The sequence below is a fragment of the Rhizocola hellebori genome (genome assembly GCF_016862955.1).
Classification (GTDB): Bacteria; Actinomycetota; Actinomycetes; order Mycobacteriales; family Micromonosporaceae; genus Rhizocola; species Rhizocola hellebori.
The window spans coordinates 164420-181477 of the sequence record NZ_BONY01000005.1 but is presented as its reverse complement, the minus strand read 5'-3'; the positions used below and the strand labels follow the sequence as shown (position 1 = coordinate 181477).

General features: G+C 66.3%; 13 protein-coding genes and 1 pseudogene. 8 read left to right on the top strand and 6 right to left on the bottom strand.

Going from position 1 to position 17058, the window contains the following annotated elements; all coding sequences use genetic code 11:
* Positions 1-9 precede the first annotated feature (9 nt).
* Positions 10-2739, bottom strand: coding sequence for a glycosyl hydrolase family 95 catalytic domain-containing protein (locus Rhe02_RS05670; protein WP_373320595.1), 2730 nt, complete (start codon positions 2737-2739; stop codon positions 10-12).
* An 809-nt stretch (positions 2740-3548) separates the two neighbouring features.
* Here Rhe02_RS05670 and Rhe02_RS05665 point away from each other — a divergent pair.
* Entirely contained in the window at positions 3549-4937 is a 1389-nt protein-coding gene (locus Rhe02_RS05665; RefSeq protein ID WP_203906993.1) for a glycoside hydrolase family 6 protein, read from the top strand.
* 6 nt (positions 4938-4943) lie between these two features.
* Here the strand turns inward: Rhe02_RS05665 and Rhe02_RS05660 are convergent, their stop codons facing one another.
* The gene (locus Rhe02_RS05660; protein WP_203906992.1) at positions 4944-5441 is read right to left on the bottom strand and encodes a metallophosphoesterase family protein; all 498 of its coding nucleotides are present in this window, start codon (positions 5439-5441) and stop codon (positions 4944-4946) included.
* A gap of 116 nt (positions 5442-5557) precedes the next feature.
* On the opposite strand from Rhe02_RS05660, the gene Rhe02_RS05655 reads away from it, so the two are divergent.
* Complete coding sequence (locus Rhe02_RS05655; RefSeq protein WP_203906991.1) at positions 5558-6367, top strand: class I SAM-dependent methyltransferase; 810 nt, start codon at positions 5558-5560, stop codon at positions 6365-6367.
* Between the two features lie 130 nt (positions 6368-6497).
* A complete protein-coding gene (locus Rhe02_RS05650) occupies positions 6498-7829 on the top strand; it encodes an extracellular catalytic domain type 1 short-chain-length polyhydroxyalkanoate depolymerase (protein ID WP_203906990.1) in 1332 nt (443 codons plus the stop codon).
* Positions 7830-7883: 54 nt separating this feature from the next.
* Here Rhe02_RS05650 and Rhe02_RS05645 read toward each other — a convergent pair whose 3' ends face one another.
* The 4 genes and pseudogenes from Rhe02_RS05645 to Rhe02_RS05630 form a co-directional block, all read right to left on the bottom strand.
* Positions 7884-8774: an amidohydrolase family protein gene (locus tag Rhe02_RS05645; protein WP_203906989.1), complete on the bottom strand. Its 891-nt coding sequence runs from the start codon at positions 8772-8774 to the stop codon at positions 7884-7886.
* Positions 8775-8800: 26 nt separating this feature from the next.
* Positions 8801-9769: a 3-hydroxyacyl-CoA dehydrogenase NAD-binding domain-containing protein gene (locus tag Rhe02_RS05640; protein WP_203906988.1), complete on the bottom strand. Its 969-nt coding sequence runs from the start codon at positions 9767-9769 to the stop codon at positions 8801-8803.
* Positions 9766-11745 (bottom strand): annotated as a pseudogene (locus tag Rhe02_RS05635) (acetoacetate--CoA ligase). Before Rhe02_RS05635 ends, Rhe02_RS05640 begins: the two are co-directional and overlap by 4 nt.
* Positions 11742-12530, bottom strand: a complete 789-nt coding sequence (locus Rhe02_RS05630; RefSeq protein WP_203906987.1) for a crotonase/enoyl-CoA hydratase family protein — start codon at positions 12528-12530, stop codon at positions 11742-11744. Before Rhe02_RS05630 ends, Rhe02_RS05635 begins: the two are co-directional and overlap by 4 nt.
* Positions 12531-12726: 196 nt before the next feature.
* Here Rhe02_RS05630 and Rhe02_RS05625 point away from each other — a divergent pair, with 196 nt between their 5' ends.
* From Rhe02_RS05625 to Rhe02_RS05605, 5 genes are read left to right on the top strand one after another with little or no spacing between them, the layout of a single operon-like run.
* The gene (locus Rhe02_RS05625) at positions 12727-13704 is read left to right on the top strand and encodes an ABC transporter substrate-binding protein (RefSeq protein WP_203906986.1); all 978 of its coding nucleotides are present in this window, start codon (positions 12727-12729) and stop codon (positions 13702-13704) included.
* A gap of 52 nt (positions 13705-13756) precedes the next feature.
* The gene (locus tag Rhe02_RS05620) at positions 13757-14560 is read left to right on the top strand and encodes an ABC transporter permease (protein ID WP_203906985.1); all 804 of its coding nucleotides are present in this window, start codon (positions 13757-13759) and stop codon (positions 14558-14560) included.
* Positions 14557-15363 carry an ABC transporter permease gene (locus Rhe02_RS05615; RefSeq protein WP_239123419.1) on the top strand — a complete coding sequence of 269 codons (807 nt, stop codon included), beginning with the start codon at positions 14557-14559 and terminating at the stop codon, positions 15361-15363. Before Rhe02_RS05620 ends, Rhe02_RS05615 begins: the two co-directional genes overlap by 4 nt.
* Positions 15356-16141, top strand: a complete 786-nt coding sequence (locus tag Rhe02_RS05610) for an ABC transporter ATP-binding protein (RefSeq protein ID WP_239123417.1) — start codon at positions 15356-15358, stop codon at positions 16139-16141. Before Rhe02_RS05615 ends, Rhe02_RS05610 begins: the two co-directional genes overlap by 8 nt.
* Positions 16142-16170: 29 nt before the next feature.
* Positions 16171-17052, top strand: a complete 882-nt coding sequence (locus Rhe02_RS05605; RefSeq protein ID WP_203906984.1) for a PaaX family transcriptional regulator — start codon at positions 16171-16173, stop codon at positions 17050-17052.
* The last annotated feature ends 6 nt before the right edge of the window (positions 17053-17058 follow it).

Below are 17058 nucleotides of genomic sequence, written 5' to 3'. Positions count from 1 at the left end.
GTGTCTTCTTTAGACAGTGGCCAAGGTCCAGTGATTGTTGGTGTTGCTGTTCGGAGTCCACAGGCCCACGGTGGAGCCGACCGCGGTGAGGCCCATGCCGTCCAGGGCGGTGTTGGTGCCACGGTTGACGATCTGGTACCGGCCGTTGCCGACGCTGGTGAGCCGCCATTGCTGGTTGTTGCCGCCGTTCCACGCCGCCTGCCGGCAGGGCGCGCCGTTGGCCGTGTTGCCCCAGCTGTCGGCGACCATCGCGTTGGTACGGTTGACGATCCGGTAGAACCCGCCACCCACGTCGACCAGTTGCCACTGCAGGTTGGTGCTGCTGCCCGAAGTCCACTGCTTCACGTTGGACCCGGAGGCGACACTCCCGCCGCTGTCGAGGACCAGACCGGTGGTGACGTTGACGATCCGCACGTAACCGGTGGGAACAGAGCTACCCGAGCCCTGCACGCGATAGACGTGACCCGCGCGGACGCTGAGCTGGACGGCATCGGTCTCAAGCCGCACCACGCTCGGCGTTGTGCCGTCGGTGGTGTCGAGCACGGTGAAGGTGGTGGCGAATATCCTGGCACGCAACTTGACCGTGCCGTCGCGATCGGGCGTGATGAGGAACTCCTGACCCGAAGCGCTCCACGCCACGGTGACCGTGTAGCCGCCCCTAGCCCGCAGCCCGGTGACCCGGCCGGTGGGCCAGGCGGGCGGCAGCGCGGGCAACAGGTGCAGCTCGCCGGCGTGACTGTGCAACAGCATCTCGGCGATGCCGGAGGTGGCGCCGAAGTTGCCATCGATCTGGAATGGCGGGTGCAGGTCGAACATGTTCGGCGCGAGCCGGGCGGTGGTCGCGAGGAGGCGGATCAGGTCATGCGCCCGCGCGCCTTCCTCCATCCGCGCCCAGTAGTTGATCTTCCAGGCGAGCGACCACCCGGTCCCGTCGTCACCGCGTAGTTCGAGGGTCCGCCGCGCGGCGTTGTACAGCGTGGGGGTGCCGCGTTTGGTGATCTGGTTGCTGGGGTGAAGGCCGTAGAGGTGGGAGACGTGCCGGTGGTTGGTCTCCGGCTCGACCCAGTCGTAGAGCCACTCCATGACGTTGCCACGGGAACCCACCTTCATCGGGGGCAGCCGGTCGCGCGTGGCGAGCACGCGGGTCCGGAAGTCGGCGTCGACGCCGAGCACCTGGCTCGCCTGGGCGCACCCGTTGAACAGGTCCCGCAGGATCTGGTTGTCCATGGTGGGCCCGGCGCACACGCTGACGCCCGAGTGATGGGCCAGTTCCGGCGAGTTCGACGGGTTGGTGACCAGGTAGCCGAGGGCCGGCTCCTGCACCAGCGTGTCGAGGAAGAACTGTGCGGCCCCTTTCAGAGCCGGATAGTACTGGCGCAGCTGGTTTATGTCGCCGGTGAACAGATAGTGGTCCCAGATCGTGCTGGCCAGCCAGGCGCCACCGGTTTGCCACATGCCCCAAAACGCCCCGTCGACCACCGAGCTGGCCCGCCACCCGTCGGTGTTGTGGTGCGTCACCCAGCCGCCCGCACCGTACTGCACCTGCGCGGTTCGCGCACCGGTGACTGTGAGGTCGTTAATCATCCGCAGCAACGGCTCGTGGCACTCCGCCAGATTGGTGGTGTCGGTGTGCCAGTAGTTCATCGGCAGATTCGCGTTGATGGTGTACTTCGAGTCCCACTGCGGGGCCAGCGAGTCGTTCCAGATGCCCTGTAGATTGGCCGGCTGGCTGCCGGGCCGCGATGACGAGATCAGCAGGTATCGGCCGTACTGGAAGAGCAGCGCGGAGAACTGAGGATCGCTGACTGAGTTGTGCTGGGCGATCCGGACATCGGTCGGCTGGTCGGCCGCGGCGGTGCGGCCGAGATCTATGCTTACCCGCCCGAACAGCCGCTGGTAGTCGGCGACGTGCCTGCTCCGCAAGGTGGCATAGGCGATTCCGGCCGCGGCATTGAGGTGCTGCCGGGCGATGCCCTGGTAGTCGCCGCCAACATTTGAATAGTTGACATAGCTGGATCCGATGGAGATGAGCACCGTCACGGCGCTGGCGTTGCTGACCTGAAGCGTGCCACCGGAGCTGCTGAGCGTGCCACCTTCGACGATGGCCCGAGCCAGCGCCAGGAACCTCACCCGGCCGGTCAAGCCCTCCATGTCGCCGGAGAGACCGTCGATGGCCACCGTCGCGCTGTCCGGACTCGACACGGTTGTCCGTTGTGGACTGTCGAACCGTGCGGAGAAGGTGATGGAGCCGGACCGGTCGGCGGTCAGCCGGATGGCGATCACCTGGTCGGGCGCGCTGGCGAACACCTCGCGCTGATGCCGCACCCCGTTTTGCAGGTACGAGACCGCTGTGGTGGCATTGGTCAGGTCGAGATGACGCAAGTATTCCGAAACCCCTGCGCCGCTGGGAAAAGTGAGCCGCAGGTTGCCGACGGTCTGATAGGCCAGCTGTCCCCCGGGCCTACCGAGCATGTTCTGGTCGACCAGGCTCTGTGCCTGACTCCACTGATTGGCGAACACCAGCCGCCGGATCTCCGCCAGCGCCCCCGCGCCGCGCGTGTTGCTGGCGTCGTAGGGCCCACCCGCCCAGACGGTGTCCTCGTTGAGCTGCAACCGCTCCGTATCAACGTTACCGAACACCATGGCGCCCAGCCGGCCGTTGCCGATCGGCAGTGCGCGCAGCCAATCGGTGCCGGCGCTCTCGTCGTACCACAAAGCAAAGTCATTGATAGCAAGCACTTGCGCAGGCGCGACGGAACCAGCTCGGGCGGCCGCTGTCCATGGTGTCGGCAACAACAGCGCTCCAGCACCAGCAGCTCCCGCTTTCAGCACCTTCCTTCGTGACAGGTCTGACATCCTTCCTCCAATGTTGAAGCAGCAGAGTTTTCGAGGCAGCAACGCGGGGCCGCCGTGACGCTCGGCGGACGAAACGGCAGCCCCGCGGTCTCACCCCACCGCCCGAACATTCGCCTGCCCTTGTTGGCTCGACCAAAGGCATGAATGCGTGTCACGTGTCGGCGTTGCCCGGGTGAGCGGCTGCGGTCGGCTCCCGGCCATCAACCACGCAGCATCATGTGAGCGCAGCATCCTGCCCTTGGAAAAGCCGCGCGGGTATTGTCCTGCGACCAATGTGAGCGCTAACAACTTTGGTCACCATCAAGCTAGCCAAGAAAACAGGCTCAGTCAATGCGACTTTCCTTAAGCCCGCCAAAGGTTTGCGCGACTCTTACCGCCGATTCGGATAACACTTTGCCGAGCCATTTTCTTTGAAGACTCTTCTTTCGACATGTCTATCCGCAAAGTGTTATGGCGGGCCTTGCGAGTTGGTCGCACGGTTGCGGGCAGGCTTCCTAGCACGGACCGTAAATGGCGCCGACCGATCCGCTAGCCAGCCGTTAATGCAGGTCACCCCACGCCGACGCCGGGTCGGCCGCACACTGATCCGCGTAGCGGGATTGGGCATGCCGAGGTTTCCGCGCAGCTGGGCTAGAATCACCTCGGGAGCTGGGCACCTGCGACGTCCCTTTTAGACGTCTCAAGGAGTCCTTGTGTCAAAACGCCTTCTGGTCGCGGTCATGACGATCTTGGCGACCGGCCTGGCCGGCTGGCTGCTCATCGGCAGCCCCGCCAGCGCGGGAACGCTCTCCGGCAGCTTCTATGCCGATCCCAACTCAAAGGTCAAGCAATGGCTGGCCGCCAACCCCGGCGATTCCCGAGCCCCGACCATCGCGGCGCGGATCGGAAGCCAGCCGCAGGGGCGGTGGTTCGCGTCCTACAACCCGAACACCATCCAATCCGAAGTCACCGCCTACGTTAACGCCGCCAACGCGGCGAACCTGATCCCGGTTCTCATCCCCTACATGGTGCCCAACCGCGACTGCGGCGGCGCCAGCGCAGGCGGCGCCCCCACCTACCCGGCCTACAACACGTGGGCGCAGAGCTTCGCCAACGGCCTGGGCAACCGGACCGCCGTGGTGCTCCTGGAGCCCGACTCGCTCGCGCTTCAAACATGTTTGTCGGCAGCGGAGAAGTCCACCCGCAACGCATCGATCAGTTCAGCCGTGCGCGCCATGCGCACCGTGAACCCCAATGTGAAGGTCTATCTGGACGCGGGACACTCGGCTTGGAACAGCGCCTCCGAAACCGCCTCGCGGCTATCGGCAGCCGGCGTGGCCAGCTCGGCCGGGTTCTATTCGAACATGTCCAACTTCCGGTTGACCTCAGAAGAGATCAACTTTGGCCGCAACGTGCTCAACGCCCTCGGCAACTCGTCGCTGCACCAGGTCATTGACGTGAGCCGCAACGGGCGCGGGCCGCTGGGCAGCGAGTGGTGCGATCCGGCCGGCCGGGGCACCGGGGTCGCGGCGACCACCAACACCGGCGAAGCCACCGTGGACGCTTTCGTCTGGGGCAAGCCCCCCGGCGAGGCCGACGGCTGCGCCGCCGCGGCTGGGACATTTGTTCCCGAGCTGGCCTATCAGCTAGCGCTCAACGGAATCGGCCCAACCTCTTCGCCATCACCGACGTCGTCACCCACCCGTTCCCCATCGCCTTCGCCGTCGCCATCGATCTCGCCATCGACCTCGCCGTCGGCGTCACCGTCACCTTCACCCTCGGTGCCCACCGGCGGGTGTTCGGTGGCCTATCGGGTGGACAGCCAGTGGCAGAACGGCTTCACCGCCACGGTGACCATCACCAATCGCGGTCCGGCGATCACGACCTGGACGCTGCTGTTCGGATTCCCGGGCAACCAGCAGATCACCGGCGCGTGGAACGCCGGGGTAACCCAATCGGGCAGCCAGGTAACCGCTCGCGACGGCGGCTGGAACGGCCCGATCGCCACCAACGGCACGGCAAGCTTCGGCTTCCAGGCCACCTACAGCGGCACCAACGGCCCGGCTTCGGGCTTCCGCCTCAACAACGCAACCTGCTCCTAGCCGCGGCTAACGGGTCAGCGCGTGCAGGGTCACCTCGTCGAGGTGACCCTGCACGATCCTCGCGGTGAGGTATGTGGCGTGGGGCTGGCGGCGGCGGTCGGTGGGCGAGCCCGGGTTGAGCAACCGCAAGCCGTTAGGTGTGGTGGTATCCCAAGGGATATGGGAATGGCCGAAGAAAAGCACATCGCTGTCGGGGAATAGCGCTTGGCACCGGCTTTCGCGGCCGGCAGCTGGGCCCGTCTCGTGCACCACGGCGATGCGCACACCTTCGAGATCGGCATAATCGATCTCGGGCAGGCGTGCCCGCAGTGCCGCCCCATCGTTGTTGCCGTACACGGCAATGAGACGCTGCGACCGGCGCGACAGCGCGTCCAGGGTGCCCACATCAACCCAGTCACCGGCATGAACAACCACATCCGCGGCATCCACCGCAGCCCACAGCTGCTCCGGTAGGTCGCGCGCCCGAGCCGGCACATGGGTGTCGGCCATGATCACCAATCGCACCCGCCCACGATACGCCGGTGGCGGGGCACCACCGGAACTACGTTACGTCTTGGCCGGTCGGGGCGGATACCGATTCTGTACCCAGCCGACAAATCCGATCTTCTAGTGTTGAAGACATGGGGGAAGATGCTGTAATCAAGACAAAACACCGCGCTATGTGGGCCATGGGCAACTATGCGGCGGTGGCCAGTGACCTGATCGCTCCGCTTGGCCAGGATCTCGTCGCGGCGTGTGGCGTCCGCGAGGGTCAACAGGTGCTCGACGTGGCCGCCGGCTCCGGTAACGCGGCGATCGCGGCCGCCCAGGCCGGTGCCCAGGTCACCGCCAGCGATCTCACGCCGGAGCTGCTCGACGTGGGCGAGAAGCTCGCGCAAGAGCAAGGCCTGAAACTGGAGTGGCGGGTCGAAGACGCGGAAGCACTGTCCTTTACGGACAGTTCCTTCGACGTGGTCATGTCGTGCGTCGGGGTCATGTTTGCCCCCTTCCACCAGCGCGGGGCCGATGAATTGGTGCGGGTCACGAAGTCCGGCGGCACGATTGGCCTGATCAACTGGACGCCGCAAGGGTTCATCGGGCAGATGTTCGCCGCCATGAAGCCCTTCGCCGCGCCACCGCCGCCCGGGGCCCAGCCGCCGCCGTTGTGGGGCGACCCCGATCACGTCGCCTCGCTGTTCGGCGATCGGGTTGCCAACGTCAAGGCGCAAGTCAAGACCGTCCGCATCGGACACTTCTCGAACGCTGAGATGTTCCGCGACTACTTCAAACAGAATTACGGCCCCACGATTGCCGTGTACCGAAACATCGCCGGCGATCCCGGCAAGACGCAAGAACTTGACGAGGCTCTAGCCGATCTCGGCCGCCGTCATGACCTCGGCGGCGGAGCAATGGACTGGGAATACCTGCGCTACTGCGCTACCAAGCAATAGCCCTGAGAAGCTTCTGCGCGTCCTCCGCGATAGCCGCATCGACGTTCTGCGTTGTGTTGACGATCGTCATCTATACGTCTAATGTGTGCGGCTAGCGACTGACTGACATTCATCGATGGAGGAACGTGCGATGAACAGAATCAGGACCGCGTCGGCAGCGTTAGCCGGCGCCATGCTCCTCGCCCTCGGCGGCATCGTCCTGCCGTCACCCGCTTCCGCCGCCACCTTGGTCGAGGTGACCAACTTCGGGGACAACCCCGGCGGTGCCCGGATGCACATTTATGTCCCGGATGTGCATCCGGCCAACCCAGCGATCCTCGTAGCCATGCACGGCTGCGGCGGATCTGGCCCCGGTTTCTTCTCCGGCAGCCAGTTCGCTTCGCTGGCCGATCAGTACGGCTTCATCGTCATCTACCCGACCGCCACCCAGCAGGCAGGTTTCGGCAACTGCTTCGACGTGTGGTCCGACGCGTCCAAACGCCGCGGCGGCGGCAGCGATCCCGTGTCCATCGCCTCGATGGTCAACTACGCGCTGCAGCGCTACAACGGCGACCGGCAGCGCATCTTCGCCACCGGCAGCTCGTCAGGTGGCATGGAGACCAACGCGCTGCTCGCCCTCTACCCCGACCTGTACAAGGCCGGGGCGGCCTTCATGGGGGTGCCGTTCACCTGCTTCGCCAACGCGGCCGACTTCCCGCCCACCAACAGCCGGTGCGTCAACGGGCAGATGGACCGCACGCCGCAGCAGTGGGGTGACGCCGTGCGCCAGGCGTTCCCCGGCTACACCGGCGCCCGCCCGCGGGTGCAGCTGTGGCACGGCACCAACGACACCCTCGTACCCTTCCAGCTGTTGCAAGAGACCATCGAACAGTGGACCAACGTGTTCGGGCTCAGCCAGACACCGACGTCGACCGACACGCCACAGCCCAGCTGGAACCGCCGGCGCTACGCCAGCGGGGGCACCGTTCAGGTCGAGGCCTACAGCATCCAAGGCGCAGGACACAGCCTGCCCATGAGCGGCATGGCCCTTGCCGCGATCCAGTTCTTCGGCCTCGACCGCGCCGGCCCGTCGCCTTCGCCCAGCGCGAGCCCGTCGCCCTCCCCCAGCCCGAGCCCGAGCCCGTCACCGTCGACGCCGGTCCCGCCTGGATGCCGCATCGGCTACACCGTGAACCCGTGGAACACCGGGCTCACCGCACAGGTCACCATCACCAACACCGGCACGGCCGCCATCAACGGCTGGGCGCTGGCCTTCACTCTCCCCAGTGGACAGACCATCACCGGCGCATGGAACGCGACTATCTCGCCCAATAGTGGTGCGGTAACCGCACGCAACGTGTCCTTCAACGCCACGATCGCCCGCAACGCCTCGGTGAGCTTCGGCTTCCAGGCCAATCACACCGGCAACACCGGCAGGCCCAACGCATTCACCCTCAACGGGACGGCGTGCAGCATCGCCTGAACCACGAACCGGGCGTCCCTGCCATCAGGTTTCTTGGCAGGGACGCCTCGGCTTTCACCTGAGGCCGAGCAGGCGCAGCGCGTTCTCTTTGAGGATGAGGGGACGCGCCTCGTCTTTGACGTCGAGATCGGCGAAGTCGGCCAGCCATCGGTCTGGTGTGAGAAGGGGAAAGTCCGATCCGAAGAGAACCTTGTGCCGCAGCAGAGTACCGGCCTGCCTTACCAGCTGTGGCGGGAAGTATTTCGGCGACCAGCCCGACAGGTCCAGGTAGACGTTCGCCTTGTGAGTGGCGATCGAAAGCGAGCTGTCGACCCACGGCACTGAGGGATGAGCAAGGATCATGGTGAGGTCGGGGAAATCGGCGGCGACATCGTCGAGCAGCATCGGGTCGGAGTAGCGCAGCTTGATGCCGTAGCCGCCTGGCATTCCGGCGCCTATACCCGTCTGTCCGGTGTGGAACAGCGCCACCACGCCCAACTCAGAGAGTGTCTGCCAGAGCGGGTAGTGCTCGCGGTCGTTGGGCGAGAACGCCTGCAGGCTCGGATGGAACTTGAAGCCGCGTACACCGAAATCTTCGACGAGCCGCCGAGCCTGATCGACGGCGTCGGCCCCACGAAGCGGATCCACAGAGCCGAACGGGATCAGCACATCGGCGTGGGCGGCCGCGCCCTGCGCGATCTCGGCGCTTGACAGGGGCGGGTGGCCCCGTGCGGTCCCGGCGTCCACGGTAAAGACCACCGCGGCCATTTCGCGCTCACGGTAGTAGGCGGCGACCCGGTCCAACGTTGGGGCGCGGTCGCTGCCCGCCTTGAAATAGGCGGCCGACGCCTCCATCAGCGGCTGGTCCAGAGAGAAGTGGCCATGGCTGTCGGCTTCGATGTGCACGTGCATGTCCAGCGCCACGATGGCGTTCGGGTCGATGCGGCAGACATAGGAAGCGGTCATTGCGCCCCTCTCGGGTCGGCTGGTTCTCAGGGCAGGGCGGTGTGGCGCGCCTTGTGCTGCAGCAGCAGAACGAGCATTTCGTCGCGCTCGGCGACCATGCGCGACTGGTCGACTCCGTGCAGCTCGTCATCCACCCCGCCGATGAGCAGCCGGGTCAGTTGCGGCGTCAGGCGCGGCTGGCCGAGGTCGTCCATCCACGCTTGCGCCGGTGGGCCGAGATGCGCCAACGTGTGCGCCATTCCGCCGGCGCCGCCGGCGAGGTGTTGGCTGACAAGCGGACCCAGCAGCGCCCAGCGCAGACCCGGGCCATGCGCGATCGCCGTGTCGATGTCGGCCACCGAGGCTACGCCTCGCTCCACCAGAGAGTAGGCCTCGCGCCAGAGTGCGGCCTGGAGGCGGTTGGCCAAATGCCCTGGGACTTCTTGGCGAACGTGAACGGGACGCTTGCCGAGCCATGAATAGAACTCCATGCACCTTTCGGTCACCGCCGGATCGGTACGGGGACTTGGCACCACTTCGACCAGCGGCACCAGATAGGCCGGATGGAAGGGGTGTCCCACGAGCACCCGCTGCGGTGCCACGGTGCACCCCTGCTGGATCTGCGACGGCGTCAACCCCGAGGAACTGCTCACAATCGGCACGTATGCCGGCGTTGCCGCGTCGAGTTGCGCGACGAGCTCCTGTTTGAGCGCCGCATCCTCCGGACCGCTCTCCTGCACGAAATGCGCCGTACGCACGGCGTCGGCGATGCCGGTCGCGAAACGAAGGCGGGAGCGGTCGGCGGTATCGGCCAGCCCGAGCCTGGTCAGCGACGGCCAAGCGTCATCGACGGCTTGGCGAAGCCGCGCCGGCGCGTCAGGGGCCGGGTCGAAGGCCACCACATCCAGCCCGCGGGCCAGGAACAACGCGGCCCAGCCGGAGCCTATGACGCCGGTGCCGATGACGGTGACGCGACGCGGTGTCGGCAACGCATCGACGTTGGAGTTGGCGCTCATGCCTTGGCCTGCAGCCGGTAGTAGTCGACAAACGCGTCGAGCGCACCGGGATCTACCAGAGCGCCCGGGGAGGCCACCGCGTCAGGATCGGCGCCACTCAGAATCCTCTTCACGGGCACCTCCAGCTTCTTACCGGTGCGCGAGTAGGGGATCGCCTGCACCCCGACAATGCGGTCGGGCACGTGGCGCGGCGACAACGCGGTGCGAATCTGGGTGGAAAGCTTATGGCGCAGCGCGTCATCGACGGTGACGCCCGGCTGAGGCACCACGAAGAGGAGAAGTTCGCCGGGTCCACCAGAAGGGTCTTCAAGGTGTACCACGACGCTGTCCGCCACCTCGGCAACGTCTTGCAGCACACGGTAGAACTCCGCGGTGCCCAAGCGCACCCCGCCCCGGTTGAGGGTGGCATCAGAACGGCCCGTGATGACACACGTCCCGGCGGCCGAGAAGCGGCACCAGTCCCCGAACCGGAAGGCACCCGGATATTGGGAGAAGTAGGACTCCCGCAGCCGGCTACCGTCGGCGTCGCCCCAGAGGCCGACCGGCATGGACGGCATCGGCGAGGTGATGACCAGCTCACCCAGCTCGCCCACCACAACGCGGCCGTGCTCGTCGAACGCTTTGATGTCCACCCCGAGGCTCGGTCCTGACATCTCCCCCACCCAGACGGGCAGCAGCGGTGAGGCCTGAACCAGGCCGGTGCAGACGTCCGTGCCGCCGCTGCCCACGTTCAACAGCACCGCTTCCCCGAATTGTTCGGCCACCCAGCGGTAGCCCTCTGCCGGGAACGGGCTTCCCGCTACGCCGATCTGCCGGAGCCGGGAAAGATCGAATTGTTGCGCCGGGCGCAGCTCGGCCTTGCGGCACGCCATCAGGAAACTCGGGCTGGCACCCATGAGCGTGGCCCCGGTCTGCTCCGCCAAACGCCACTGCTGCAATAGATCGGGGTAGAGCGGGTTTCCGTCGATCATCACGAGTGAGGCCCGCACCAGCAGCGCCGAGACCAGAGAGTTCCACATCATCCAGGCGGTCGTGGTGAACCAGAGCAACCGGTCGCCCGGCCCGAGATCCCAATGCAGGGCCAGATTCTTCAGGTGCTCCAGCAGAATGCCGCCGTGCCCGTGCACGATCGCCTTGGCCCGGCCGGTGGTCCCGGACGAGAACAGGACGTAGAGCGGGTGGTCGAACGGCACCGGCACGAACTCCAGCGGCTCAGGTGTCGGGGCTGTCAGGTCGTCCCAGGCGACGGCTGCGGGCAGGTTGTGCGGACCGTAGGGCACATGCACGATGTGCCGAAGGGAGGGGATTTGGGCGCCGATCTCGGCGACCTCGCCGCGCCGGTCGATTTGCTTGTCGCCGTAGGTGTATCCCGCCACAGCGAACATCACGCTCGGTTCGATCTGGGCGAACCTGTCCACGACGCTGTGCGGGCCGAACTCGGGCGCGCAGCTGGCCCAGATGGCGCCCAGGCTGGCCGTGGCAAGGAAAGCTATCAGCGCCTCGGGACAGTTGGGCAGGTAACCGACCACCCGATCGCCGCTTTTCACGCCCAGCCCGCGCAGCCCTTCACGGACGCGGCGCACCTGCTCGGCGAGTTCGGCGAAGGTCAGCTGCACGGGAGAGCGGGTCTGCGAGTAGGCGACGACGGCGACGGTGTCCGCGTCTTCGGACGTGCCGAAGCAGTGCTGGGCGTAGTTGAGGGTGGCGCCGGGGAACCAGCGGGTGCCCGGCATCGTCCGCTCCCCCAGCACCTTCTCGTACGGTGTGGGGGCCTGGATCGCGAAATATTGCCAGACCGCCTCCTAGAAAATGTCCAAATGCGACACTGACCACGCGTGCAGGTCGGCATAGGAGGGCAGGTCCAGCCTTCGTTCCGTCGCGAGCCAACGCTGGAAGTCTCTGACGCGGGTGCGCGCGACCCGCTCGGGGGCCAGCTGGTAGAGAAGCTCGGGCCGCAATTGATCGTTCACGCTCATTCACCGACCTTGCGCCCGTGGCCGTTGAGGAACGCGTTCATCCGTTCCTTGGCTTCCTGACTGCTCTGCGCGACCGCGGCCATCAATGATTCCAGCAGCAGCCCGGTCTCCGGAGCGGCCTGCACGATCCGGGGCAGGGCATGGATTACCGCGTAGTTGGTGATCGCGGAGTTGCCGGCGATGGAGGTGGCCAGCTCGAGCGCCTTCGCCAGCCCTTCGCCATTGGCCACCCGATAGTTGACCAGCCCGGCCACCGCGCCTTCGTCCGCGGTCAGCACCCGGCCGGTCAGCATCATGTCGGTCATCCGGTGCGCCCCGACCAGCCGGGGTACCCGCACCGAAGCGCCGCCGCCGACGAAAAGCCCCCGCTGCCCCTCGGGCAGGGCGAAGAACGCCGATTCCTCGGCAACGCGCAGGTGCGCCGCGGCGGCGAGCTCGAGGCCCCCACCGACGACCGCGCCCGTAAGCACGGCAATGACCGGCAGCGTTCCCGACTCGATGCGCGCGAAGGCCTCGTGCCACATCCGCGAGTGAAAGAACCCGTCGACCGCGTCGCGTTCGGTCAGCTCGCCGAGGTCCAGTCCGGCCGAGAAGTGTGGCCCCACGGCGGCAAGCACGACGGCTCTGGCCCACGACGGCGGCCGGGCGAAGAACTCGCCAATGGCGACGATCGTGGCATCGTCCAGGGCGTTGCGTTTCTCGGGGCGGTTGAGCATCAGGACGGCCGCCTCGCCGCTGCGTTCCAGGATCAGCGAAGCGGGAAGGGCAACCACCTCATCCAACATGGACGGATGTTACATGGCATCCAGTCGACCGTCATCTTTCAACTGAACCAAGACGAGCGTTATAGAAATATTGACTTTGAGTGTGCCCTGGCCCACGATGAGCGAACATACGGGCGTCCCCGCGCAGTGGACCAGCGATTCCGCGGCCCGGGCGCCCACTGCCCGTCCCGCACCCCGTCCCTTGGAAGGGCCTCCTATGAAGAAGGTTCTTGCTCTATCGCTGATCGCCACCGTGGCGATCAGCCTGAGTGGATGCACCGACTCCGATGCGCCGACGAACACCGCCCCGACCAGCGCGGGCCTGCGCCACGTTCGCGTCGCGGCCCTGCCCATCGCCGAGACGGCCGCGCTCTGGGCCGGCATCTCGCAGGGCATTTTCACGCGCCATGGCCTGGAGGTGGAGGTGCTGCCCGCGCAGGGTGGCGCGCTCGCCATTCCCGCCCTCACCAAAGGTGATCTCGACTTCGCGATCGGGCAGCCGTTCGGCCCGTTCCGGGCGGACCTTCAGGATCTCGGCGTGGTCATCATCGGTAACTATGCCTCGTCTTACGCCACCGGCGACGACATCAACGCGGTCGTAGCTTCGAAAGCATCAGGCATCACCCGCCCACGGGATCTGGCCGGCCGCAAGGTTTCCGTCAACAGCCTTGGGGCAGCAGGGGATGTCACCATCATGGAGTCCGTGGCCAAGGACGGCGGCGACCCCAGCACCGTCAAGTTCGTCGAGGTCGCGTTCCCCGACGTGCCGGCCCAGCTCCAGGCTGGAAACATCGATGCCGGTTGGGTTCCCGAGCCCTTCGTGTCACAGCTCAAGGGACGTGGAGACACCTTCGTGGTGGCGCCCTACCAGAACACCATCGCGGGCCTCACCACGCTGACCACCTTCACCACCACCAAGCTGCTCACGGAGAAACCGGCAGTGGTCAACGACTTCGCCGCGGCGATGAAGGAGACCCTCGCGTGGGCGAAGGAGGCAGCGAACAATGCGGCGCTGCGCCAGGCGCTCAAGGCCGGCCTGACCTCACTCCCGCCGGCGGTTGCCGACTCCCTGCGCCTGCCGAACTACGGCTGGCAGGTCGACAAGGCGAGCCTGCAGAAACTGGTCGACCTCGCCGTCAAGTACAAGGTGCTCCCCAAGTCGCCGAACCTCGACCGTCTTGTCCAGCAGAAGTAACCAGTCATCGGGTGTGCCCTCCTTCCACGGTTTGGGTGAGGGCACACCCGGCATGTCCTTACGGTCCGTCCCCTTGTTGCGCCGCGCCCGCAAGCCGTTGCTGGGCGCCGCCGGACTGCTCGGTTTCCTGGCCGTCTGGCAACTGATCCCGATGCTGGGTCTGATCGACCGGGAGTACCTGCCCTACCCCACCGATGTCGCGGCACGGCTCACGCAAGAGCTGGTGGACCTGGCGTTCTGGCGTCGGCTGGGCCTCACGATGCAGGCATGGGCGATCGGCCTGACCATCGCTTCGCTGGCGGCGCTTGCCCTGGGCGCGGTCATCGGCCTGGTCCCCTTCCTGCGGCGCGCCACCCACACCACGGTCGAGTTCCTGCGGCCCATCCCGTCGGTGGCCATCGTGCCTGTCGCCGTCATCATCCAAGGCATCAGCATCGAGGCAGCACTGATCATTACTGTCTATGCGTCGTTCTGGCAGATGTTCGTCCAGGTTCTCTACGGCGTCGCCGATGTCGATGCCGTCGCCCGTGACACCGCCCGCAGTTTCGGCCTCACGATGACCGAACGGCTGACGAAACTGGTCCTGCCCACCGCCCTGCCCTACGTGATGACGGGTCTGCGCCTGGCCGCATCTGTCGCGCTCATCCTCGCCATCACCGCCGAAATGGTGATCGGCAACCCCGGGCTGGGAACACTGATCATGCTGTCTCGCTCAACACCTGGAGACGCAGCCGGTCTCTACGCCTTCGTCGTCGTCGCGGGCCTGCTCGGCGTCACCATCAACGCCGTCTTCCGTCGCATCGAACGCCGAGTGTTGCACTGGCACCAGTCCATCCGCGGGGAGGAGATCCTGTGAGCGCCGCCGCCCGGATCAAGACCATCGTTGCCAACCTGCTTTTCGCGGCCGGACTGCCGGTGCTGATCCTGGTCGCCTGGAACGCGCTGGCCAAGAAGCCCGACGAGGCGGTCGGCGCCGAGAAGTTCTACCCAGACCCGGTGACCGTCGGCCGCGCGTTCGCCGACAACTGGATCGGCCCCGCCTTCGCCCACGAGGTATTGCCAAGTCTCTACCGGCTCGGCATCGGAATCGTCGTGTCCATTGTCGCCGGCGTCGCCGCTGGCACGGTGATCGGTCTGTTGCCGTGGCTGCGCGAGCTCACCGAGCCGGTGCTGGAGTTCTTCCGCGCCATCCCACCTCCCGCCCTGATCCCCATCGTCATGTTGCTGTTAGGCATCACCGACACCATGAAGATTGCGGTCATCGTCTCCGGGGCGGTGTGGCCGATCCTTTTGAACACCATTGATGGGGTACGGGCCACCGACAGCATCATGACCGAAACCGCCGACGCGTTCCGGATCACCCGGTGGCAACGCCTGTGGTACCTCGTTTTGCCGGCCGCCAGCCCGCGCATCATGACCGGCGTGCGAACGGGCCTGTCGGTAGCGCTGATCCTGATGGTGATCTCGGAGATGTTCGCCTCGTCGTCGGGTCTGGGCTACCGGATCGTCTACTTCCAGCGCAACTTCCTCATCGCCGAAAGCTGGAGCGGCATCGTGTTGCTGGGCCTCACCGGCGTCCTCCTCGCGGCGATCTTCGGTTTCGCCGAACGTCGCATCCTTCGTTGGTACCACGGAATGCTGGAGGTCGAGCGTGGCTGAGCGGACCACCATGTTGCGGGTGGACCACCTGCGCAAGGTCTATGAATCGCCCAGGGGCGACGTCGAAGCCATCGGGGACCTCAGCTTCACCATGGGCGCAGGCGAGCTGGTCTGCATCGTGGGACCCTCCGGCTGCGGCAAGACCACACTGCTCAAGTGCATCGCGGGTCTGCTACGTCCCAGCGATGGCGTGGTCGAGATGGACGGCGTGCGGGTGACCGGACCGACCCCCTCGATGGCATTGGTATTCCAGGAGTACGGCCGCAGCCTCTACCCGTGGCTGACCGTTCGATCCAATGTGGAGCTTCCGCTGCGGCACAAGAAGCTCCCCCGCGCGCGGCGCGATCGGCTCATCGATGAGTCGCTGGAGGCGGTCGGCCTGGCCCACGCCGCAAAGAGCCACCCCTGGCAGCTTTCCGGGGGGATGCAGCAGCGGGTGGCGATCGCTCGCGCCATCGCCTACGAGCCCGAGATACTGATCATGGATGAACCGTTCGCCGCCGTCGATGCTCAAACCCGTGCCGATCTGGAAGATCTGGTTCGCGACCTACACCGCAGCCGAGGTGTGTCGATTCTGTTCGTCACCCACGACATCGATGAATCGGTGTACCTGGGCGAACGCGTCCTGGTCCTGTCCAAGTCCCCGACGCGCGTGGAGGAGAGCCTGAAGATCGATCTCCCGGATGACCGTGATCAGATCACGACGCGGGCCCTGCCACGCTTCACCGAGCTGCGCACCCATGTGTACGGTCACATCCAGCGGGCCAAAGCACGTTGATCACGCAGTCGGCAGGGAGGGACAGGACAGTGCGGAGTCGTCAGCCCAGGCAGCTTCTCTTCGCGTTCCTGGGCGAACACGTCCTCGACGACGACCCCGGCCCGATCCGGGCGAGTGTCCTGCTCAACGTGCTTGAAGGGGCCGGCATAGCGGCCCCCGCGACCCGCGCCACCCTCGACCGCCTCGTCACCTCCGGCTTCCTCGAACGCAGCCGCAGCGGGCGGGAGATCCTTTTCGCGCTCACCGAGCACGGCACCGCGGTGCTCAGAGAAGCCGCCGGACGCGTGCGCAGCTCCCATCCCTTCGACCCGGTGGGCAGCGGCTGGACGCTGGTGACCTTTTCGGTTCCCGAGGAGCAACGGACCCTGCGGCATCATCTTCGATCCACCCTGACCTGGGCGGGGTTTGCCCCTCTGCGCGACGGGCTCTGGCTCGCGCCCGGCGAAGTCGACCTCGCCTCGGCCCTGCAACCCTTGCGCGAGGAGCTTCCACCCAACGCCGTCCTCGCCTTCCACGCTCGGGAGCTTCCCGGCTACCCCGTCGCGGAGAGTGTCAAAGCCGCCTGGGACATCGAGGCGATCCGCGGTGAGCATCTCAGCTTCATCAAGACCTGGACCCGCTCGCCCTCTCTGAACGCGGGCACCGCGTTGAGTCTGCGCGCGATGCTGGTGGCCGACTGGCTGGCGCTGCTGCGAGTAGATCCCCGGCTGCCGCGCGAGTTCATGGACCCGAAGTGGCCGGCCAGCCGCAGCTATGAAACCTACCGCCGCGTGCACGACGCCGTCGCGGCCGACGCCGAGGCCGAGTTCCGGGCTCTGCTGGCCCAGAAACCAGGCGGAGCACCACCCCCAGCGCGCAGCGCTGCCACGCCAAGGCAAGACGGCACCCGAGCCGGTCGCGCGACTCGCTGAACCCCT

Coding starts and splice junctions, on each gene's coding strand:
- Rhe02_RS05655 (WP_203906991.1), top strand. CDS start 5,558: ATGGGGGAAGATGCTGTAATCAAGACAAAACACCGCGCTATGTGGGCC.
- Rhe02_RS05650 (WP_203906990.1), top strand. CDS start 6,498: ATGAACAGAATCAGGACCGCGTCGGCAGCGTTAGCCGGCGCCATGCTC.
- Rhe02_RS05645 (WP_203906989.1), bottom strand. CDS start 8,774: ATGACCGCTTCCTATGTCTGCCGCATCGACCCGAACGCCATCGTGGCG.
- Rhe02_RS05640 (WP_203906988.1), bottom strand. CDS start 9,769: ATGAGCGCCAACTCCAACGTCGATGCGTTGCCGACACCGCGTCGCGTC.
- Rhe02_RS05630 (WP_203906987.1), bottom strand. CDS start 12,530: ATGTTGGATGAGGTGGTTGCCCTTCCCGCTTCGCTGATCCTGGAACGC.
- Rhe02_RS05625 (WP_203906986.1), top strand. CDS start 12,727: ATGAAGAAGGTTCTTGCTCTATCGCTGATCGCCACCGTGGCGATCAGC.
- Rhe02_RS05620 (WP_203906985.1), top strand. CDS start 13,757: ATGTCCTTACGGTCCGTCCCCTTGTTGCGCCGCGCCCGCAAGCCGTTG.